Raw genomic sequence first — 17,023 nt, forward strand, 5'->3', positions numbered from 1 at the left:
CTCTCGGGCCGGAGAGCACCCTCCCCACCCCCCCCCCCCCCCGCCCCCCCCCCCCCCCCACTACCAGTAGCGCCCCGGCCGCGTCTGGCTCCACCCTGCAGGTGTCGATTGCTTGCTCACGCCTCTCGGCGATTCAGCGTGGTGTACGCACCATGCGTTCGAGTAGATGCTCAACGATGCCGGCAGGGTTGGCGGTGCGGCCTACATGGGTCACCGAGGTCTGCACTACCGAGCTGCGTTTGGCGGTCAGGAAGTGGAAGCGGGCGCGCGGTGGCAACTGCGCGATCGGCCCGGCACCTGGCTCACCACGGCAGATCGCGACGATGGCATCAAGCCACGGCTGCACACCAGCCAGATCCAGTTGCGGTGCAAACGCCTGCAACCGCGCGACATCGATTTCGATCGCGGCCTGCAGGTGCTCTGCGCTGGGGCAGGAGACGATCACGCCTACGTTGATGAACTCTTCGCGCTCCACCCGCGGTACGACGCGGATGATGGCGTAATCATAGGTGTGCAGCGTGGGCACGGATGGCCTCCTGTACGAAGGCTTCGCGCAATTGCAGGCGGCGCTTCAAATAGCTGGCGTAAGCAGAACGGTAGGCGGTCGCATCGGCAAAAGCGGGCTCGGTCTGCAGCCAGCTGTCCGGAATCTGCGCGACGATGCCGTCGATGACTGCATCGGTCAACAAGGGAGCCAAAGCGGTGTCTGCTTCGGCGATGCGGCTGGCGAACGGCAACAGCACGTGGTCCTTGATCAACACGAAAGGCTTGCCACAGGCCTCGCCGGCATTCTCCCAGTCATGGTGGAAGTACAGCGCCGCGCCGTGATCGATCAGATAGAGCTTACGGTGCCAGACCATCAGGTTGGGGTTGCGCGCGGTGCGGTCCACGTTGCTGGTGTATGCATCAAACCAGATGATGCGCGAGGCCAGCTCGGCGTCGGGTTGCATCGCCGCAGGATCGTAGTTGATCGCGCCGGGCAGGTAGTCACTGCCAAGGTTGGTGCCTTCGCTGGCGCGGATCAGGTCCTGGATCTCTGGATCAGGCTCGGTACGGGCGAACTCGCGGTCCAGTTCGACCAGGACGATGTCCGGCATCGGCAGGCCCAGCGCCTGCGCAAGCCGACCAACCACCAGTTCGGCGATCAGGGCTTTGGGGCCTTGGCCGGCACCGCGGAACTTGATGACGTACATGCCATCGTCGTCTGCTTCTATCACCGCTGGCAGTGAACCGCCTTCGCGCAGTGGGGTGATGTAGCGGGTGGCGTGAACAGTTTTCACGGGAATACGCGGTCAGAAAGAAAGGCAAGCCTAGCGCAAAGCCGGTGTGTCTGGTGGTTCGTCGCATGCGCCAGGCGCTGGATGCATGCCGTGGATGACATGGCGTAGCTGCGCGATCCGTGGCGACGAGTCGTGAGTCAAAGTGAAGCGTGGTGGATCGGGTGGATACTGTCAGTGCCGACCTGCGAGGGACTGGCGATCACCCGGTTGCGCCCTTCGCGCTTGGCCTGATATACGGCCAGGTCAGCGCGCTCCAAGGCGCTTTCAAGATCGTCCGCTGCTGCCACCATGGTGAGGCCGAAACTGGCGGTGATGGTTTGCTTTGCCGGTGAACACTGCATCTCGCTGACGCCGAGACGGATGCGCTCGGCGACCCGGGTGGCGGTGGCCAGATCAGCGCAGCGCAACAGCAGCACGAATTCCTCGCCACCGAAGCGCGCGACCAGATCGCCCGGGCGGGTCATCTGCTGCAGCAGTACACCGACCTGCCGCAGCACATTGTCGCCGGCTGCGTGGCCCCAGGTGTCATTGACCTGTTTGAAGTGGTCGACGTCGCAGGCAAGTAGTGCCCAATGATTCACGTGGCCGTGCTGCAATCGCTGGTTGGCGATTTCGAAGAAGGCGCGGCGATTGAGCAGCAGGGTAAGTGGATCGTGGTTGCGCTCATGGCGCAGTTCTCCCATCAGCTGCTGGGCCAGTCCGCCCAGCAGCAGAAACAGCAGCCACAGATTGAGCAGCAGGTTGAAGGCGAGCATCCACAGCCATAGGCCGGAACGCGGCAAGCCACTGCTGGTGAACCAGCCGGCCAGCAACCAGGCCACCAGCGGGCGCAGGATCGCGTATGCCACCAGCAGCAGGTACGTCCTGCGCAGCAGGCGCTCGAAGAGCGTGTCGGGTTGCTCGCGGCCAAACAGTACCGGCAGTGCGAGGGCGAGCAGCAGCCCCATGCCGAGGTTGAGGAAGACGATGCGCGCGCCCAGCACGTCACTCAGTCTGGAGAAGCAGAACAATGCGAACAAGGTGATCAGGCTGATGGCCAGTGCGGCCAGCACCGGCACTCTGCCGCCGGCTCTGAGCGCGAAACCCTGCGCCGTGGCCCAGCTTCCCGCACAGTACAAGGCGCCAGTCAGTACCGACCAGGTTGCCATCCGGGCGTTGTCCATCAGGATCTGCGCGGCCAGTGGAAACGCGGTGCAGATGTAGCCTGCCGCCAGCCACAGCAGGTAGCGGTGGTCGCGCAATGAACGCCAACCGGCCAACAGCGCCAGTCCCAGCAGCAGGGAGGTAGCGGGGACTACAAGCGGGAAGTACTGTTCAGCGGTGGCGCTCAAGGGTCAAGCCACGTTCGATGATTTGGGCAGCGAGGGTGTGAAGTATATGGGCAGGCAGGCGACATGCGATGGTTGGCGCAGCACGCGCGCGGTTTTTCCTCGGTGGCGCGGCGCAGCGGGGACGAAGGCCGTGCTGGGCTTGTTTGCCGCATTGGCGCTGGCGTCCTGCAGTACGCTGCCATCGCCCCCGCCGGGGCCGGCACCGGCCGTGGTGCAGGATCAGATCGCCAGGCGGATTCCGGTGACCGTCACTGACCGGACCGGTTGGGCGGACGACATTCGCGTGGCGTTCAACGCACAACGGATCGAACCTTCGGTCGAGAACATCTGCGCGACGTTGGCGGTGATCGAGCAGGAATCTGGCTATCGCGCCAATCCGGAGGTGCCCAATCTGCCGCGGATTGCCAGGGGCGAAATAGATCGCCGCGCTGCGGCCGTGCATATACCGAAGTTGCTGGTGGACGCAGGTTTGAAGGTAAAGGGCAGTGATGGCCGCAGCTATGGCGAGCAGTTGGCGCGGGTTCGCAGCGAACGGGATCTGAGCGAACTGTACGAGGAAATCATCGGTCGCGTACCGATGGGGCAGCGCTTGTTTGCCGGCAAGAACCCGGTGCAGACCGGTGGCGCGATGCAGGTAAGCATTCCGTTCGCGCAGGCCAATACACAGAACTACCCCTACCCGGTGGCGCGCAGCATCCGCGATGAAGTGTTCACCCGGCGCGGCGGTGTGTACTTCGGCATCGCCCACCTGCTCGACTACCAGACCCCCTACACGCAGAAGGTGCACCGCTTTGCCGACTACAACGCGGGCCGCTACGCCAGTCGCAATGCCGCGTTCCAAGCTGCGGTGAGCAGTTTGACCGGCCTGTCGCTGGCGTTGGACGGTGATCTGCTGGTGCCGGATGCACCCATCGACAAGCCAGGCCAGACCGAACTGGCGGTGCGTAGTCTTTCGCCGCAGTTAGGCATGGATGAGCGTGAGATACGTCGTGCGCTTGCGCAATCGGATCGCTTGGAATTCAGCAATGGCACGCTGCATTCGAAGGTGTTCGCGCTGGCCGATGCACGTGCCGGAAAGGCCTTGCCGCGCGCATTGATTCCCGGCATCCGCCTGGACAGCCCCAAGATCACCCGCGAACTGACCACCGAGTGGTTCGCCAACCGCGTAGACAGCCGTTACCGCCAATGCCTGCAAAGGTAATGCCGAGCCATGCTCGGCAGGGGCGCTACCGGGTAAACCATTGTGGGAGCGGCGTCAGCCGCGAAACCAATGCCAATGAAGTTGCAGGCATATCGAGTAATCGGACAGAGCATCAGCTGCGCGGCTGACGCCGCTTCCACAACCGCGCAACATCGTTTGGCTTGCTTCAGGCCTTGACCGGGCGCCGTGCCAACGCGCGGGCGCCAGTGATGATCATGCGGATCATCTGCGACATCTCTTCGATCAATTCCGGATCGCGCTCTTCGGGCAGATCAATCGCGCTGCCGCCCATCGCGAACACCAGCCGGGTGATGGCTTTGGCAGCCAGCGCGGGTTCGTGCAGGGTCGCGCCATCGAGTGCGGCCAGCCGCACCAGGTCGGCTTTCAGCTCTTCCTCGAAATAACCGAGCTCACGGTCCACTGCATGCTTGAACGCATCCGAGCCGGCCGTGCCTTCACGCAGCAGCACATGCATCAGCCGGTCGTCGGCGCGCAGCTGCTCCATGAAGGTTTCTACCGACAGGCGGATCACCCCGCGATTGCTGTCGGCCGCGCGCAGCCGCGCCTGGCCGATGATGGTGCGCAGAGAGCGGCCCGCCAGATCAATCAGCGCCACCGTCAGTTCATCCATGTCGCGGAACTGGCGATAGAACGAATTCGGGGCGATCCCGGCCTCACGCGCGACTTCGCGCAGGCTCAGCGTGGAGACGCTGCGGTGCGGGCCGATGAGGGCGAGGGCGGCGGCCAGCAGGTCGTCACGCGAGATGGAAGCCTTGCGCGCCGGGTGCAGGTCGTCTTGTGCGGGCAGGGGCTGTTCGCGTGCTGTCATGGGGCTCGGGCCGGTCAGGTGCGTGAATCATAGCCTGTACTGGCAATATACAACTGTATACACAGTCGTATGCTCGGACGTATAGTGCGCCCCATGAGTGCTGTCTACCGCAATACCGCACCGCCACCGATCCCGTGGCTGAGCGAAGGTTTCTTTGATTTCTGGTCCACCCGGGTGCATCCGCTGTGGACGCTGCGGCGGCCAGTGGCCCGGCTGGTGGCGCGCCACAAGGCCAGCGCCGACGCCGTCACCCTGGAGTTGCAGCCCAATCGCCACTTCCGTGGCCTGCAGGCTGGGCAGCACGTCAATCTGGGCGCGGAACTGGATGGCCGCCTGACCACGCGCAGCTACAGCCCTGTCCTGCTTGAAAATGGTCGCCTGGCGATCACGGTCAAGCGTATTGCCGGTGGCAAGCTCAGTCAGTACCTGTCTGGACAGGCTGTCATAGGCGAGGTATTCGCCCTGGGGCAGGCCTTTGGCGAGATGCTGCTGCCAGCAACGCCGCCGCCGAAGCTTCTGATGCTGGCTGCAGGCAGCGGTATCACGCCGATGCGCGCCCTGCTGCGCCAGCTGGACGTACAGGGCATGCCGGGCGCGGTCGATCTGATCTATTGGGTGCGCCAGCGCGAGCAGCTGTGCTTCGTTGACGAGTTCGATGCCATCGCCGCGCGTCACCCGTCGTTCTGTCTGCATCTGGCGGTGACCGGGGAGGCTGCTGCACGCGTCGGCAGTTATGACCTGCGCAGCCTTGGTGATCTGAGCGCGGCGCATGTGCTGGCCTGTGGTCCGGGCGGTTTTGTCGATGCCGCGCGTGCACGTCTGCTGGACCAGGTGGCGCATTTCGACAGCGAGGCGTTCAGCGTGCCGCAGCTGGCTAAGGCGGAACAGGGCAGTGTGCAGATCCAACTGCTCAAGACCGGTCGCACGCTCACCGTGCCGCGCGGACTTGCCTTGCTGCCTGCGCTGGAAGCGGCCGGCATCAAGCCAGCCAGTGGCTGCCGAATGGGCATCTGCAACACCTGTGTCTGCGGCAAGACCTCGGGCATCACCCGCCACACTGTGACCGGTGATTACAACAGCGAACCTTCCGTACCGCTCAAACTGTGCGTCAGCAGCGCCAGTACCGATTTGACCCTGGAGCTGTAAGTCATGTCTTCCGTGCACAACCGCGTGCTGTCACCCGCCGAACTGCAGACCTTCGGTGATGAACTCGACGCCGTAAAAGCCCGCCATCAGGCCTTGCTGGGTGCCAGCGATGCCCGCTACATCCGCCGGATCGTCGCGGCAGTGCGTTGGACCGGTGTGGCCGGACGCGCCCTGTTGTTCCTCGGTGCATTCGTGCACAGCGTGCTGGTGCCGGCGTGGATCGCCGGTGTGCTGTTGCTCGCACTGTCCAAGATTCTGGAAAACATGGAGCTGGCGCATAACGTCATCCACGGGCAGTACGACTGGATGGGCGACCCGCAGCTGCAGGGCAAGACCTACGAATGGGATATCGCCGGCACTTCGGAGAACTGGCGCAAGACCCATAACTTCCGCCACCACACCTATACCAATGTGCGCGGGCTGGACGATGACATCGGCTACGGTCTGCTGCGGATCTTCCCGGAGCAGCGTTGGCATCCGTTTTTCCTGGCCCAGCCGTTCGTGGCGGTGGTGTTCGCGCTGCTGTTCGAGTGGGGCATCGCGATACAGGATCTGCGCATCGGTCGCGTGCTGGTCGGCAAGATGACCCTCAAGCAGCTGTGGCACCAGGCCCGCCCGGTCGGTCGCAAAGCGATGCTGCAGGTCCTGAAGGACTACGTGCTGTTCCCCGCATTGGCCGGCCCGTTCTTCCTGCCGGTGCTGCTTGGCAACGTGGCGGCCAATATCATCCGCAACGTCTGGACCTATGTGGTGATCTTCTGTGGTCATTTCACCGCCGATGCGGAGACCTTCCCCAAGGAATGTATCCGCAATGAGGGGCGAGGCCATTGGTATCTGCGCCAGCTGCGCGGCTCGTCCAACCTGACCGGCGGCAAGTGGATGGACGTGATGACCGGCAACCTCAGCCATCAGATCGAGCATCACTTCTATCCGGATATCCCCGCCAACCGCTATGCGGCGATGGCGGTAGAGGTGAAGGACATCTGCGCGCGTTACGGCCAGCACTACAACACCGGTTCGCTGCCGCGCCAGTTCGGTCAGGTGATGTGGCGCATCCTGCGCCATGCCTTCCCGAGCAAGCCGGCACCGGAACGACCCCTGGTTGCTGAGCCGCAGGCGGAAGCAAGCTGAGGCAGTTGAGCCTGCTGATGGCCTGATGAGCGCGACGTTACCCGTAAAGGTGCGTCGCGCTCTGCTTTTGGCGTTGGGCCGCGCGCCTCAGCGCTCGGTCTGCTCCGATCCTGCCTCTTCCAGGCCGGGATTCACACGCTTGCCGATGTCCTTCAGCCGAGCGAGTTGATCGACCATCGTTGGACCATCATCCAGGCTGGTAACGAAGGTCCAGAGGTAGGTCATCACCGCATAGACATGACCTGGGGTGACGTCGGTAGTGGTGGCCAGTTGCATCATGGTCAGTGCGAACAAGGCCGCAGCGGCGGTCCCAACCACGAGGAAGGCACCGGCTTCCCGGTCCGACAGCCAGATGCGCAAACGGGAAAGAACCGTGTAGTGGCGTAGAAGCGTCCCTGCATTGACCCGTTCCACCATCCGGATCTCATGCTCCAGCCGGTCATTCAGACGCCCATGCAACTGCTCGTTGCGGGGGGCGTAGCGGGAAAGCACCGTCATTCCAAGCAGCAGCACCGACAGGGCGGCGATGCCGACCCAGGGCTCGATCAGCACCAGCATGATCGCCGCACCGACCATCGATACCAAAGCCGTGGTGATGATCGGTACGTGCTTCTCGAAGAAATCGACGAATTCCCGGGCCAGCACGACCCGTGCGGCCACCGTGGAGGTTGCCTGCATCTGCTGCCTCTGCGCCAGCACAACGCCAACCGCCAGATCCGCGTAGATCCGGGTGAAGACACGGGTGTCCATCGCCCTGCGTGCCGCGCCTATCAGCCAGAACGAAAGCACCACCCCCGCGTACCAGATGGCCTTGTAGACATCGCCTTTGATGATCGCGTCCACGGCGAATCCGGCGAATAGCGGGTAGGCCAGCAGAAGCGCGTTCTCCGCAGCGACGAGCGAGAGTGTCAGGCTGATCTGCCCCGGATAAGCTTTTGCCAGGGCAATCAGGGTGCTGGCTGCTGTTTGCTGGCCGATCTGGGTGGCGGGTGCCGAGAGCAGCTCGGCGGGTGGGATGCGTTTCATGTTCGGGCGAATTTGAGCGGTCGCTCAATTGTACTTGAGCGACCGCTCAACCGCTTGAGCCGATATGCTTTCCGTTCAGTTCTGCCCTACAGGTGTCGTTTGGCCATTCCTTCCCGTCGAGATCAGATCATTGAGGCAGCCCTGCATCTGTTTCGCACGAACGGCTTCGCCAATGTCTCGACACGAGATATATCCAGCCACGCGGGCATTTCGCGCAGTCACATCTATCACTACTTCGCCGACTGGAATGAGCTCCGCCGCGAAGCATTCGCCCGCTTCGCGAACGAGCAGCTTGAGCAGGTGCGGGATGCGGTCGAACACCTGGCGCCCGACGAAGCACTCGCTTTCTTCCTAAGCGATTGTTTGCCGACAACCGACGATGACTCATGGGTGTTGTGGCTCGATGCCTGGGACGAAGCGATGCATGACGCCAAGCTGTCGGCGACGTATCTGGTGGTGAACCAGCAGTGGCAGGACCTCTTGGCCGGAATAGTGCAGCGCGGCGTGGATGTCGGTGCCTTCCAGTGCGAGTCGCCGAAACGGGTAGCCCGCCAGCTGTTCGCTTTGGCAATGGGTTATGCGAACGATCTGATGCTGCTGCGATCCGACGTGGAGCGCTCAGCGATGGAAAGTGAGTTGTTCGAAGTTGCCCAATTGCTGCTCGGTTCTGCAACGCCACGTGATTGAAATCCTCGGCTCAGTCCCTCACAGGCTCGGTCGATGATTGCGTGAGCCTTGTAGCAGGCTGCTTGCGCAGCCCAAACAGCGGCCGCAGCGGTGTGCAGCGCCGGATCAATTCATAGGCGCCAAGACACAAAGCAAACGTGACCACGATAAGGATGATGGCCTCGGTGCCAGGGTTCAGCTGCAGCGGCTTGAGGGTGTGTGCCAGCACGACAATTACTGTCTGGTGCAGTATGTATAGCGGGAACACCGCAAGGGTGAGATAACGCAGCACTGGACTGTCGGCCTCACGCCAACGGTAAGCAGAGCCAAGCAATGCCGCAATCGCGCACCATTGATCCACCGCCCAGATAACCCGAAGAGCAAGCCGCAATTCCAGCGGCGGTGGTTGCGCGTCGTTGTAGCCGGAGAAATACCAGACGTGGATGAGCACGGCGTAGCAGATTCCAGCCGCAGCCAATGATAGCCAGCGCAGGCGCAGCAGCGATTCCCAGAAACGGGTGTTGAACGCGGCAAGGAAGCCGATCAGGAAAATGCTGGCGTACTGGGCATGGTTGTACCAATCATCGGTCAGCGCGTGGGTCTGCTCGAAGCGGCTGACCAGCAGCAGGCGCGCGGCGGACAGAATCACCACCGGGACAATCAGCGCGGCCCAGCCGTTCAAGGCTACATCGGTCCATTGGCGCAGGCGCTGCAATGCGGACGTGGGCAGCAATCGCCACAACAACCAGGCCAGAACGGTGTAGCTCCATAGATAGGGCAGGAACCAGAGATGGTTCCAGGTAGGGACGCGGAGGCATCCGTCGCTGTCGCAGAAGCCGCGATAGTCGCTGAGATACTTGCCGTAGAACGCCCAGTAGGACTCGCTGTATCCGCCGGGCAGCTGTTCGACCACCTGGTAGTAGGCCTGCGGCGGCACGATCACCGCCATTCCGAACAGCAGCGGCAGCAGCAACTGCCATGAGCGGCGGCGCAGCAGGCCGGCAGGCTGGCGCTCGAACATGAAGGCGGTAGCCACGCCCGAGATCAGGAACAGCAGCGACATCCGCCACGGCGAGGTCAGCAGCATGAACGGCTCCGGCGCAATGCTCGCGGCCGGGCTTTTGACGTGCCAGTCCCAGCTCACGTAGTACATGCCGACGTGGTAGATGACCAACAGGCCAAAGGCGATTACCCGTAGCCAATCCAGGTCGTGGCGTCTGTGCATTGCGCGTCCAGCGGATGTAGAAGGGTCTCATTGCAACCCGGGACGCGCTCTCGCGGTGCCGGAAGGGCCGATCTGCGGGGGCTCAGGGACGAGTGGCGGCGATCCGGGGACGGGCAGCGAGGGCTGCGGCCGCCACGCCGTCTAGAATGCGCAGATGAATCAAACCGCATCGCCGCCACTGTTGAATCGTTTCATCCCCTGGCGGCAAAGCATGGAGCTGCTGTTCTGGTTGCTGCTGGTGTTGATCAACTGCAGCGGCAATGCGATCACCACCTGGATGGACGCCAACCGTTCCGGTGCGCCCTCCATGGAATGGTGGGAACCCTGGGTCTGGGAATTCTCCAGTGGACTGGTCTGGCTGCTGTTGCTGGTACCGGCGATCGTCTGGTTCAGCAGGCGCTGGCCGCTGCACATGGACAACTGGCGCCGACGCCTGCCCTGGTACCTGCTGGCCAGTGTGCCGATCTCCCTGCTGCACGTGCTGGCCATGTTCGGACTGAGGATGCTCGCCTATGCCGTGGTGGGGGAGCGCTATCAGGTCGGCTCCTGGCTGGACGAGCTGCTATACGAATACCTCAAGGACGTGCGCACCTACGCCGCCATCCTGTTCTGCATTGATGGCTACCGCTTTCTGCTTCGCCGTCTGCAAGGCGAGGCACAGCTGCTGGCCGAGCCTGATGAAGGGCCGCCGGTGGAGCCGATCGATCATCCGGAGCGGCTGCTGGTACGCAAGCTGGGCCGGGACTTCCTGATCGCAACGGCCGATATCGAGTGGGCGCAGGCCGCGGGCAACTACGTCAACCTGCACCTGCGCGGCCACGACTACCCGTTGCGGATCACCATGGCTGCGCTGGAGCAAAAGCTGGATGCTGCGTGCTTTGTGCGGGTCCATCGTAGCTGGCTGATCAACCTGGCACATCTGGTGTCGATCGAGCCGCTGGAAGGCGGCGAGGCCCTGCTGCATATGGCTGATGGCAAAGAGGTCGCCTGTAGTCGGCGTTATCTGCCGGCGCTGAAGTCGACGTTTAGCAGTGGCAAGGACGAACTCGCCTCGGCCTGAGCCCGGAAGGGGGCAGAGTTGGGCCGAAGGGAAGACACGACACAACGCGGACAATAGGTGCCCGTCGAGCAAACAAGATGCAGAGGTCGGTTCTTGCAGGATCGTTGGCAGCATTGGCTTCAGTCACTGCGTGGGTTGCACACGGGCCGGAAAAGCAGCCATTGCTGGACGCAATGCAGGCGATGATGGAAGGCAACATCGTTCTGGATGCGCAATTTGGGCAGGGTGACTCGGCGATTGATGGACTGCATTCTGACCACTCAGCCAACGAATGGCGGATGGTGGTCGAGCGCGGAGAATCCATCGCGCTGCGCCGTTACCTGATTACCATCAACGAATCCTCGGGTGAGGTATGCATGCGCAAGTTGCCAGCGACTGATTGCGCTGCCAGGGGCAACGCCGGCGCCGCGCTGAAGGCTGTACGTGAGAAACGGCGGGGATTGGCCGAGGCAGCGCTGAATCCAGCGCTCGACCTGCAAGGCGTAATGAAAGCGGTCTTGCGCCATCAACTGGCGTCCGGCGGTTATCTGGCAAGCAATCGCATGCCGGTATATGTGAGCATCGGCTCGCCCAGGCGCGACAGTGTGATCGACCTGTCGCCGGAATCAATCCGCGATCTCGGAGAAATCGGGCGCCAGTTTATGCCCGGTTCGGCATGGCAGCCACCACCTGAGGGCAGGCGCGTGGGGATAACGATGAGCATGGGTTTGGGTGTTTCCACCCGCCGCGCGGATGGGGACTACGACCTTGAGTTCGGATTCTTTCGTGGTGGAGCATGCGGGTCCCGACACGAGGCGGTGCTGCGGCACGACGCAGCTGGGTGGCGAGTGATCTTCTCGGAGATGGGTGTGATCTTCTGAAACACGCTGGCTCGTGCAGGTCCTGGATGTCTGCAGAGGGTTGGAGGCGTTGCATCAGAGCTTGGGCTTCCTAACCTTTGCAGACATCCACATGTACTGACCGGCATGGCCTTGATCCGAACGTTGAGTTCCGTTACAAATTGGCTGCTCAGGCAGATCCAGCCTATGGGATCGAGCGTCCTCGAAAGGGTAGGTCGCGGTGAAGTTGGCTACCGGCAACACGCATAACCAAGACCTCTGGTCCGCTTATGGGTATATCAGCCGCATGAAAACTTTCGTCTTGCTTGTATTGATTCTCTCTACTAGCGCCAGAGCGTCGGCAGCGGACCTGCGCATGCATCTTGTCCATCCTGAAGGCTCGGACCTGACTCTCACTGAGCTGAATCGTGGCAACGATCTTCATGCGAAGTTTGCTGGGCAAGTATGGGTGTCCGGCACTGTGATTGGCCGTTGGCCCGGTCCTGATGACGCAACCAACATGAATTACAAAGAGCCGGATTTCGTCCTCGTTCCGGATTCTGAGTCCATCGTTCGCGTGCCTCATTTTTTCCTGCGCGAACCTGGATATTTCCACCGATACGAAGTCCGTTCAATCGAGCTACCAAATGGACCAAGTGCGCTACGCATGGCGGCTGGCGATGAACCTGTCCGTAAGTTGCTGGAGCGCCGAGTGAATCATGTCCGGATATTCGGACGCTTCCTGATTGAACAGTATGTCGTCGGGGTCGAGTGCGATGCCCCATGGGCGCGGGCTGTGTTGGTAAGGGTCGAGCCGGCCGAACAAACAGCAAAGCTCCGCTCATCTGTGCCGGAGGGCTGCTAGTGCGAGGTTGCCTATGCTGGTTACTGCTTCCGATCCGATCACCGAGGGCGGCCAGGCGTCGCGTCCTCGCCGGACCCTGCAGTCTCAAGGTCAAACAGTATCAAGAGGTGGCGAAGGGTTGTGTGGTCCACCACTGGTCGGCTCATCCGGAGCATGGGGCTGGCTGATGAGGCATCAACGTGCTCGCGCAAAAGCCGACTTGGCATCCTTGGATGCGAAGACCATTTACAAGGTAGTTCGATCGCTGTTTCGCCGCCGGAATGACTACAGCCAAGCTACTCTTGACGAGTTGCCCTCTGAACTCGGTAGATTTGGGATCTTGACGGTCAAAGACCTGCGACTTCTGATGAAGAGGCACAGGCGGACTCTATTGAAGGATGAAAAAATCAGAATGAGTCGTGCTGAGACTTTGTGGCTGACGCATGAAGCCGATTCTGCAGGTCTCGACGCTTTCGCCGGGAAATCTTGGTACGCCGTTCCCGGGCTCGTTCGGCAAGCCATGGAGCTGGAATTTGGCGAGGAGGCCGTTGTCTATGTGCTGGATCTGTAGTTCTTGCGACGCTGCGATGGGGAATCCATCCGAGGCCGGACTGCCATGTCCTGGTGTCCAGTAAAAGGCGCGAACCTCGAATGACGCGGTGAGTGTTGGTTGCTGGCCGAAGAGCGTTGTCCGGTCCATGCTGGATGTCCGCGGTTTTGGCAGGTTTGTGCGATTCAATGAGAGATGCGGATCTATTTTTTTCAGGAGGACGCTCTCGATGAAAAGTTGCTTTCTACCAAGCTTGGTGATGGCGGCGATGGTGGCAAGTGTCGCGCCATTGGCCAATGGCAAAAATGGATGCGATCCAGATGCGGATGATGTTTCTTCGGCGCTTCGGGTTGCTTATGAACACTTCGACCAAGAGCTGTCGAGAACCATGCGGATGGGGCCGCAAGAAGGTTTGAGGGCGTTTCTTTCGCGCATGGAGAATTATCAGATTGAAATCCGTACTGGCGACGATAGCTACATTATTGGTTTCAAGCCCTCGCGGTATCCGGGGGGAACAATCAAGGGCGGAGGAGCCGAGTACCTGGTAAAAATGTGCTCACACAATATCGAGAGCGCGCGCCCTTATATGTAAGGGCGGGAGTGAATCGTCGAGGAGTCTCTGGATAGTCCAAGGTCCGCTCCTTGTCGCTTTTCGCTCTGTTGATCAGCGTCGGTTTGTTGATCGCTTTGGGCTGTTTCAGTGGATTAAATTCAGTAGTGGGGCTTCCGCATGGCGGCGCTCCGGATGCGGCCAGGGCTCGTCTCTCAGGCTGCCGAAACGCGGCACAATGTCTCGAGCAAGGGGGCTTGAGTTGTGCTGTCTGGTGACGGAGGCGCCGATCAAGAGCGGAATGATTGATTCTTCAACCCCGTTGTGGCCGTTGGTGCGTTTGATCTCCCAACCCTTGGACGGAGTGCTGCGATGAGCCTGGTTATCTGGCGGCGTTGTTGGATGTTTTTCCTGGTGTTCGGCGTGGCAGTCACGCCGGTCGCCGCGCAGCAGGGCAGGGGGCTGATCCAGCCGCCGGTACTGATTGCCTCCTCGAAGGCTGAGCAGCCAATCGAGCTTCGACAGGTGACCATCGACGGCGAGGTGCAGGCCGGCATCGCCCAGACCCGGATCGAGCTGGTGTTCCACAACCCCAACCGGCGTGTGATGGAGGGTGAGCTGCAGTTTCCCTTGGCCGATGGCCAGCAGATCAGCGGGTTTGCCCTGGATATCGACGGGCAATTGCGCGATGCGGTTCCGGTGCCGAAGGAGCGCGGTCGGCAGGTGTTCGAAGCGATCACCCGGCAGGGCCAGGACCCGGCGCTGCTGGAGCAGACTGCGGGCAATCAATTCCGTCTGCGCGTATATCCCTTGCCTGCTGGCGGTAGCCGTCGGGTGCAGTTGACCATCCGCGAAGCGATGCCATTGTCCAGCGCGGGCTGGCAGTGGCGTTTGCCCTTGCAGTTTGCAGCCGGTGCCGCCGAGGTCAGCCTGCGCCTGCGGGCGAGTGGTGCGGACAAGCTTGGGCGGGCGCCGTTCCGGTTGATGGCCGGCGCGATGGAGTGGCAGGGCAGCGGTCGGCAGTTGCCGGCGCAGCTGCAATGGCAGCTGCCAGCCAAACCGCAGTCCGCGCTGCAGTCCGCGGGCTACGAGGGGCAGCACTATCTGCTTGCACAGCTGCCAGTGGCGGCACCGGTTGCGCGCAGATTGCCATCAAAGGTTGGCCTGCTTTGGGATGCGTCGGGCTCGGCGGGAACCCGTAACCGGGTACGCGAGTTTGCGTTGCTGGATCGCTATTTCGCCGCAATGGGCGAGGGCAGCGTTGTGTTGACGGTGCTGCGCGACAAGCCGGAAGCGGAGCGTCGTTTCAGTATCCGCGAGGGTGACTGGAGCGCGTTGCGCCGGGTGCTGGAACAGGCTCCAAATGATGGCGCCAGCGCCTTGGGTTCATGGGCACCAAAAGCAGAACTCGGCGAGTACCTGCTGTTCAGTGATGGCCTGTCCAACTGGGGCGCATCGGCGTTACCTGCACTGGCGACAGATCAGCGTCTGTTTGCGATCAACAGTGCAGCGGCGGGGGCCGATACAGCGCGTTTAAGGGGCTGGAGCGAGGCCAGTGGCGGCAGTCTGGTGCAGCTGGAGTCCGATGACGTGGCTGCTGCGGCAAGTCGGCTGCTTGCCGTGCCGACTACGGTAGAAGTAGCGTCGGCGGCAGGGCTGCACGATGTGGTGATTGATCGCCGCAGTCTGGAACAGAGCTGGTTGTGGCTGTACGCACGTGCCGATGCAGCACCGACCGAGCTGCGCTTGCGGATCAATGGTGGTCAGTGGCAAACGTTGAACATCGCGCCCGGCAACGCGGATGGCAGCTTGATGGCCGGGTTGTGGGCGCAGGCGCGCTTGCAGCAGCTGGCGGCTGACCCGCGCGGCAACCGCGAGGCGATGCAGTTGCTGTCGCGCCAGTTCGGCATGGTCAGCGAAGGCAGTTCCTTGCTTGTGCTGGATACGATAGATGACTACCTGCGCTACGCGATCCGGCCGCCGGCAGCGCTTCGGGCCGAATACGACCGCCGCTTTGCGCGCCAGGTTGCCGACCGCGACGCCGCACGCAAGGCCCATCTTGATGCGGTGGCTGAGCAATGGCAGCAGCGCCAGACGTGGTGGGACAAGCGCTGGCCGAAGGGCTCGCCGTTGAAGGTGGCACAGGCTGCCAAGCTGGCAAGGCAGCGTTCGAGCGCTGCGCCAGCACCGGCAATGACGGTGCCGCCACCTGCGGCTCCGTCTCCGCCGTCGCCCATCTACGCAGCAGCTGAGGCCGAGCCAAGAGTCAGCGACAACTTGGTTGCTCCTCCGCGCCAACAATCTGCCGTTGATATGCCGGCCAACTCAGGCGCTGTGCAGATCAAGCTGGCCGCTTGGGAGCCGGATTCACCGTTCGCGCAGCGCCTGCGCAAGGCACCTGCCGGAGAGTTGTACGCGTGGTACCTGGACGAGCGCGAAGCCAATGCCAACAGCAGCGCGTTCTTTCTGGATGTGGCCGACATGCTGTTCGCTGCCGGGCAGCGTGAGTTGGCATTGCGGGTGCTGTCCAATCTGGCCGAGATGGAGCTGGATAACCGCCATCTGCTGCGGGTGCTGGGTTATCGGCTGATGCAGGCCGGTGAGCCAGCGCTGGCGGTGCCTGTGTTCGAGCAGGTGCTGGCAATGGCCGAGGACGAGCCGCAGAGTTTCCTCGATCTGGGTTTGGCGCTGGAGGCGGCAGGGCGAGCGCAGCAGGCGGTCGATCCGCTGTACCAAGTGGTGCAGCGCCAATGGGAGGGGCGCTTCGACGGCGTTGCGCTGATCGCGCTGGATGAGTTGACCAATCTGATCGCACGCAGTGGCTCGGCGCTGGATGCAACGCAGGTTGATCCACGCTTGCGTAGGGCGATGCCGCTGGATCTGCGCGTTGTGTTGGCCTGGGACGTGGACAACAGTGATATGGATCTGTGGGTGACCGATCCCAATGGCGAGCGTGCTTACTACGGCAACCGCTTGACCTATCAGGGCGGGCAGATGTCGGAGGACTTCACCGGTGGCTATGGTCCGGAGCAGTTCTCGTTGCGCGATGCCAAGCCCGGCATCTACAAAGTGGAGGCCAACTACTTTGGCAGTCGCCAGCAACTGGTGACGGGTGCGGCTACTTTGATGCTGCGCTTGAGTACCCATTGGGGTACGTCAAAGCAGAAGGATCAGGCGGTGACGATGCGCTTGCAGGACGCCACAGATACCGTGCTGGTGGGGGAGTTCGAAGTGCGTTGAGCCTGTTTGCTCGCAATCTGCGGCCTGTTTGTGGGAGCGGGGGGTAAGCCCGCGCACGGATCGGCGCAGCAGCACAGCATAGGCCGGAGCCCCTAAACCCGCAAGAGCCCCCCCCCCAAAAAAACA

General features: G+C 62.2%; 16 protein-coding genes. 10 read left to right on the forward strand and 6 right to left on the reverse strand.

Features of this window, described 5'->3' with window-relative positions:
- Positions 1-133 precede the first annotated feature (133 nt).
- The 3 genes from ACVOMF_RS17290 to ACVOMF_RS17300 all read right to left on the reverse strand — a co-directional run bounded on the left by ACVOMF_RS17290 (position 134) and on the right by ACVOMF_RS17300 (position 2,611).
- A complete protein-coding gene (locus ACVOMF_RS17290) occupies positions 134-526 on the reverse strand; it encodes a DUF3037 domain-containing protein (RefSeq protein ID WP_481510355.1) in 393 nt (130 codons plus the stop codon).
- Positions 504-1,280 carry a HipA family kinase gene (locus ACVOMF_RS17295; protein WP_481510356.1) on the reverse strand — a complete coding sequence of 259 codons (777 nt, stop codon included), beginning with the start codon at positions 1,278-1,280 and terminating at the stop codon, positions 504-506. The genes ACVOMF_RS17290 and ACVOMF_RS17295 overlap by 23 nt, the downstream gene beginning before the upstream one ends.
- A 137-nt stretch (positions 1,281-1,417) precedes the next feature.
- Complete coding sequence (locus ACVOMF_RS17300; protein ID WP_481510357.1) at positions 1,418-2,611, reverse strand: GGDEF domain-containing protein; 1,194 nt, start codon at positions 2,609-2,611, stop codon at positions 1,418-1,420.
- Between the two features lie 130 nt (positions 2,612-2,741).
- On the opposite strand from ACVOMF_RS17300, the gene ACVOMF_RS17305 reads away from it, so the two are divergent.
- On the forward strand, positions 2,742-3,812 hold the full coding sequence (locus ACVOMF_RS17305; RefSeq protein ID WP_481510358.1) for a DUF1615 domain-containing protein: 1,071 nt from the start codon (positions 2,742-2,744) through the stop codon (positions 3,810-3,812).
- Positions 3,813-3,978: 166 nt separating this feature from the next.
- Here ACVOMF_RS17305 and fabR read toward each other — a convergent pair whose 3' ends face one another.
- Positions 3,979-4,641: an HTH-type transcriptional repressor FabR gene (fabR, locus tag ACVOMF_RS17310; protein ID WP_282266051.1), complete on the reverse strand. Its 663-nt coding sequence runs from the start codon at positions 4,639-4,641 to the stop codon at positions 3,979-3,981.
- Between the two features lie 93 nt (positions 4,642-4,734).
- Between fabR and ACVOMF_RS17315 the strand changes: the two genes are divergently transcribed.
- Together ACVOMF_RS17315 and ACVOMF_RS17320 are read left to right on the forward strand one after the other, a co-directional pair.
- Complete coding sequence (locus tag ACVOMF_RS17315) at positions 4,735-5,787, forward strand: ferredoxin reductase (protein ID WP_481510359.1); 1,053 nt, start codon at positions 4,735-4,737, stop codon at positions 5,785-5,787.
- A gap of 3 nt (positions 5,788-5,790) precedes the next feature.
- On the forward strand, positions 5,791-6,918 hold the full coding sequence (locus ACVOMF_RS17320) for a fatty acid desaturase family protein (RefSeq protein ID WP_481510360.1): 1,128 nt from the start codon (positions 5,791-5,793) through the stop codon (positions 6,916-6,918).
- Between the two features lie 87 nt (positions 6,919-7,005).
- Here ACVOMF_RS17320 and ACVOMF_RS17325 read toward each other — a convergent pair whose 3' ends face one another.
- Positions 7,006-7,944, reverse strand: a complete 939-nt coding sequence (locus ACVOMF_RS17325) for an ABC transporter six-transmembrane domain-containing protein (RefSeq protein ID WP_481510361.1) — start codon at positions 7,942-7,944, stop codon at positions 7,006-7,008.
- Positions 7,945-8,043: 99 nt separating this feature from the next.
- On the opposite strand from ACVOMF_RS17325, the gene ACVOMF_RS17330 reads away from it, so the two are divergent.
- A complete protein-coding gene (locus tag ACVOMF_RS17330) occupies positions 8,044-8,631 on the forward strand; it encodes a TetR/AcrR family transcriptional regulator (protein ID WP_481510362.1) in 588 nt (195 codons plus the stop codon).
- Positions 8,632-8,641: 10 nt separating this feature from the next.
- Here the strand turns inward: ACVOMF_RS17330 and ACVOMF_RS17335 are convergent, their stop codons facing one another.
- Positions 8,642-9,835 (reverse strand): acyltransferase family protein, encoded by a 1,194-nt coding sequence (locus ACVOMF_RS17335; RefSeq protein WP_481510363.1) that lies wholly within the window; start codon positions 9,833-9,835, stop codon positions 8,642-8,644.
- Between the two features lie 154 nt (positions 9,836-9,989).
- Between ACVOMF_RS17335 and ACVOMF_RS17340 the strand changes: the two genes are divergently transcribed.
- From ACVOMF_RS17340 to ACVOMF_RS17365, 6 genes are all read left to right on the forward strand, one after another.
- On the forward strand, positions 9,990-10,895 hold the full coding sequence (locus ACVOMF_RS17340; RefSeq protein ID WP_481510364.1) for a LytTR family DNA-binding domain-containing protein: 906 nt from the start codon (positions 9,990-9,992) through the stop codon (positions 10,893-10,895).
- Between the two features lie 161 nt (positions 10,896-11,056).
- Complete coding sequence (locus tag ACVOMF_RS17345) at positions 11,057-11,755, forward strand: hypothetical protein (RefSeq protein WP_481510365.1); 699 nt, start codon at positions 11,057-11,059, stop codon at positions 11,753-11,755.
- Positions 11,756-12,020: 265 nt separating this feature from the next.
- A complete protein-coding gene (locus ACVOMF_RS17350; RefSeq protein ID WP_481510366.1) occupies positions 12,021-12,578 on the forward strand; it encodes a hypothetical protein in 558 nt (185 codons plus the stop codon).
- 13 nt (positions 12,579-12,591) lie between these two features.
- The gene (locus ACVOMF_RS17355) at positions 12,592-13,128 is read left to right on the forward strand and encodes a hypothetical protein (protein ID WP_481510367.1); all 537 of its coding nucleotides are present in this window, start codon (positions 12,592-12,594) and stop codon (positions 13,126-13,128) included.
- A gap of 208 nt (positions 13,129-13,336) precedes the next feature.
- Entirely contained in the window at positions 13,337-13,699 is a 363-nt protein-coding gene (locus ACVOMF_RS17360; RefSeq protein WP_481510368.1) for a hypothetical protein, read from the forward strand.
- Positions 13,700-14,029: 330 nt separating this feature from the next.
- Positions 14,030-16,897 carry a VIT domain-containing protein gene (locus tag ACVOMF_RS17365; protein WP_481510369.1) on the forward strand — a complete coding sequence of 956 codons (2,868 nt, stop codon included), beginning with the start codon at positions 14,030-14,032 and terminating at the stop codon, positions 16,895-16,897.
- Positions 16,898-17,023 lie beyond the last annotated feature (126 nt).

It is taken from the genome of Stenotrophomonas sp. STEN022 (assembly GCF_056760155.1).

Bases quoted from the DNA above. Each gene is read 5' to 3' on its own strand.
- fabR (WP_282266051.1), bottom strand. From the start codon at position 4,641: ATGACAGCACGCGAACAGCCCCTGCCCGCACAAGACGACCTGCACCCG.
- ACVOMF_RS17315 (WP_481510359.1), top strand. From the start codon at position 4,735: ATGAGTGCTGTCTACCGCAATACCGCACCGCCACCGATCCCGTGGCTG.
- ACVOMF_RS17320 (WP_481510360.1), top strand. From the start codon at position 5,791: ATGTCTTCCGTGCACAACCGCGTGCTGTCACCCGCCGAACTGCAGACC.
- ACVOMF_RS17325 (WP_481510361.1), bottom strand. From the start codon at position 7,944: ATGAAACGCATCCCACCCGCCGAGCTGCTCTCGGCACCCGCCACCCAG.
- ACVOMF_RS17335 (WP_481510363.1), bottom strand. From the start codon at position 9,835: ATGCACAGACGCCACGACCTGGATTGGCTACGGGTAATCGCCTTTGGC.
- ACVOMF_RS17340 (WP_481510364.1), top strand. From the start codon at position 9,990: ATGAATCAAACCGCATCGCCGCCACTGTTGAATCGTTTCATCCCCTGG.
- ACVOMF_RS17350 (WP_481510366.1), top strand. From the start codon at position 12,021: ATGAAAACTTTCGTCTTGCTTGTATTGATTCTCTCTACTAGCGCCAGA.
- ACVOMF_RS17355 (WP_481510367.1), top strand. From the start codon at position 12,592: ATGCTGGTTACTGCTTCCGATCCGATCACCGAGGGCGGCCAGGCGTCG.
- ACVOMF_RS17360 (WP_481510368.1), top strand. From the start codon at position 13,337: ATGAAAAGTTGCTTTCTACCAAGCTTGGTGATGGCGGCGATGGTGGCA.
- ACVOMF_RS17365 (WP_481510369.1), top strand. From the start codon at position 14,030: ATGAGCCTGGTTATCTGGCGGCGTTGTTGGATGTTTTTCCTGGTGTTC.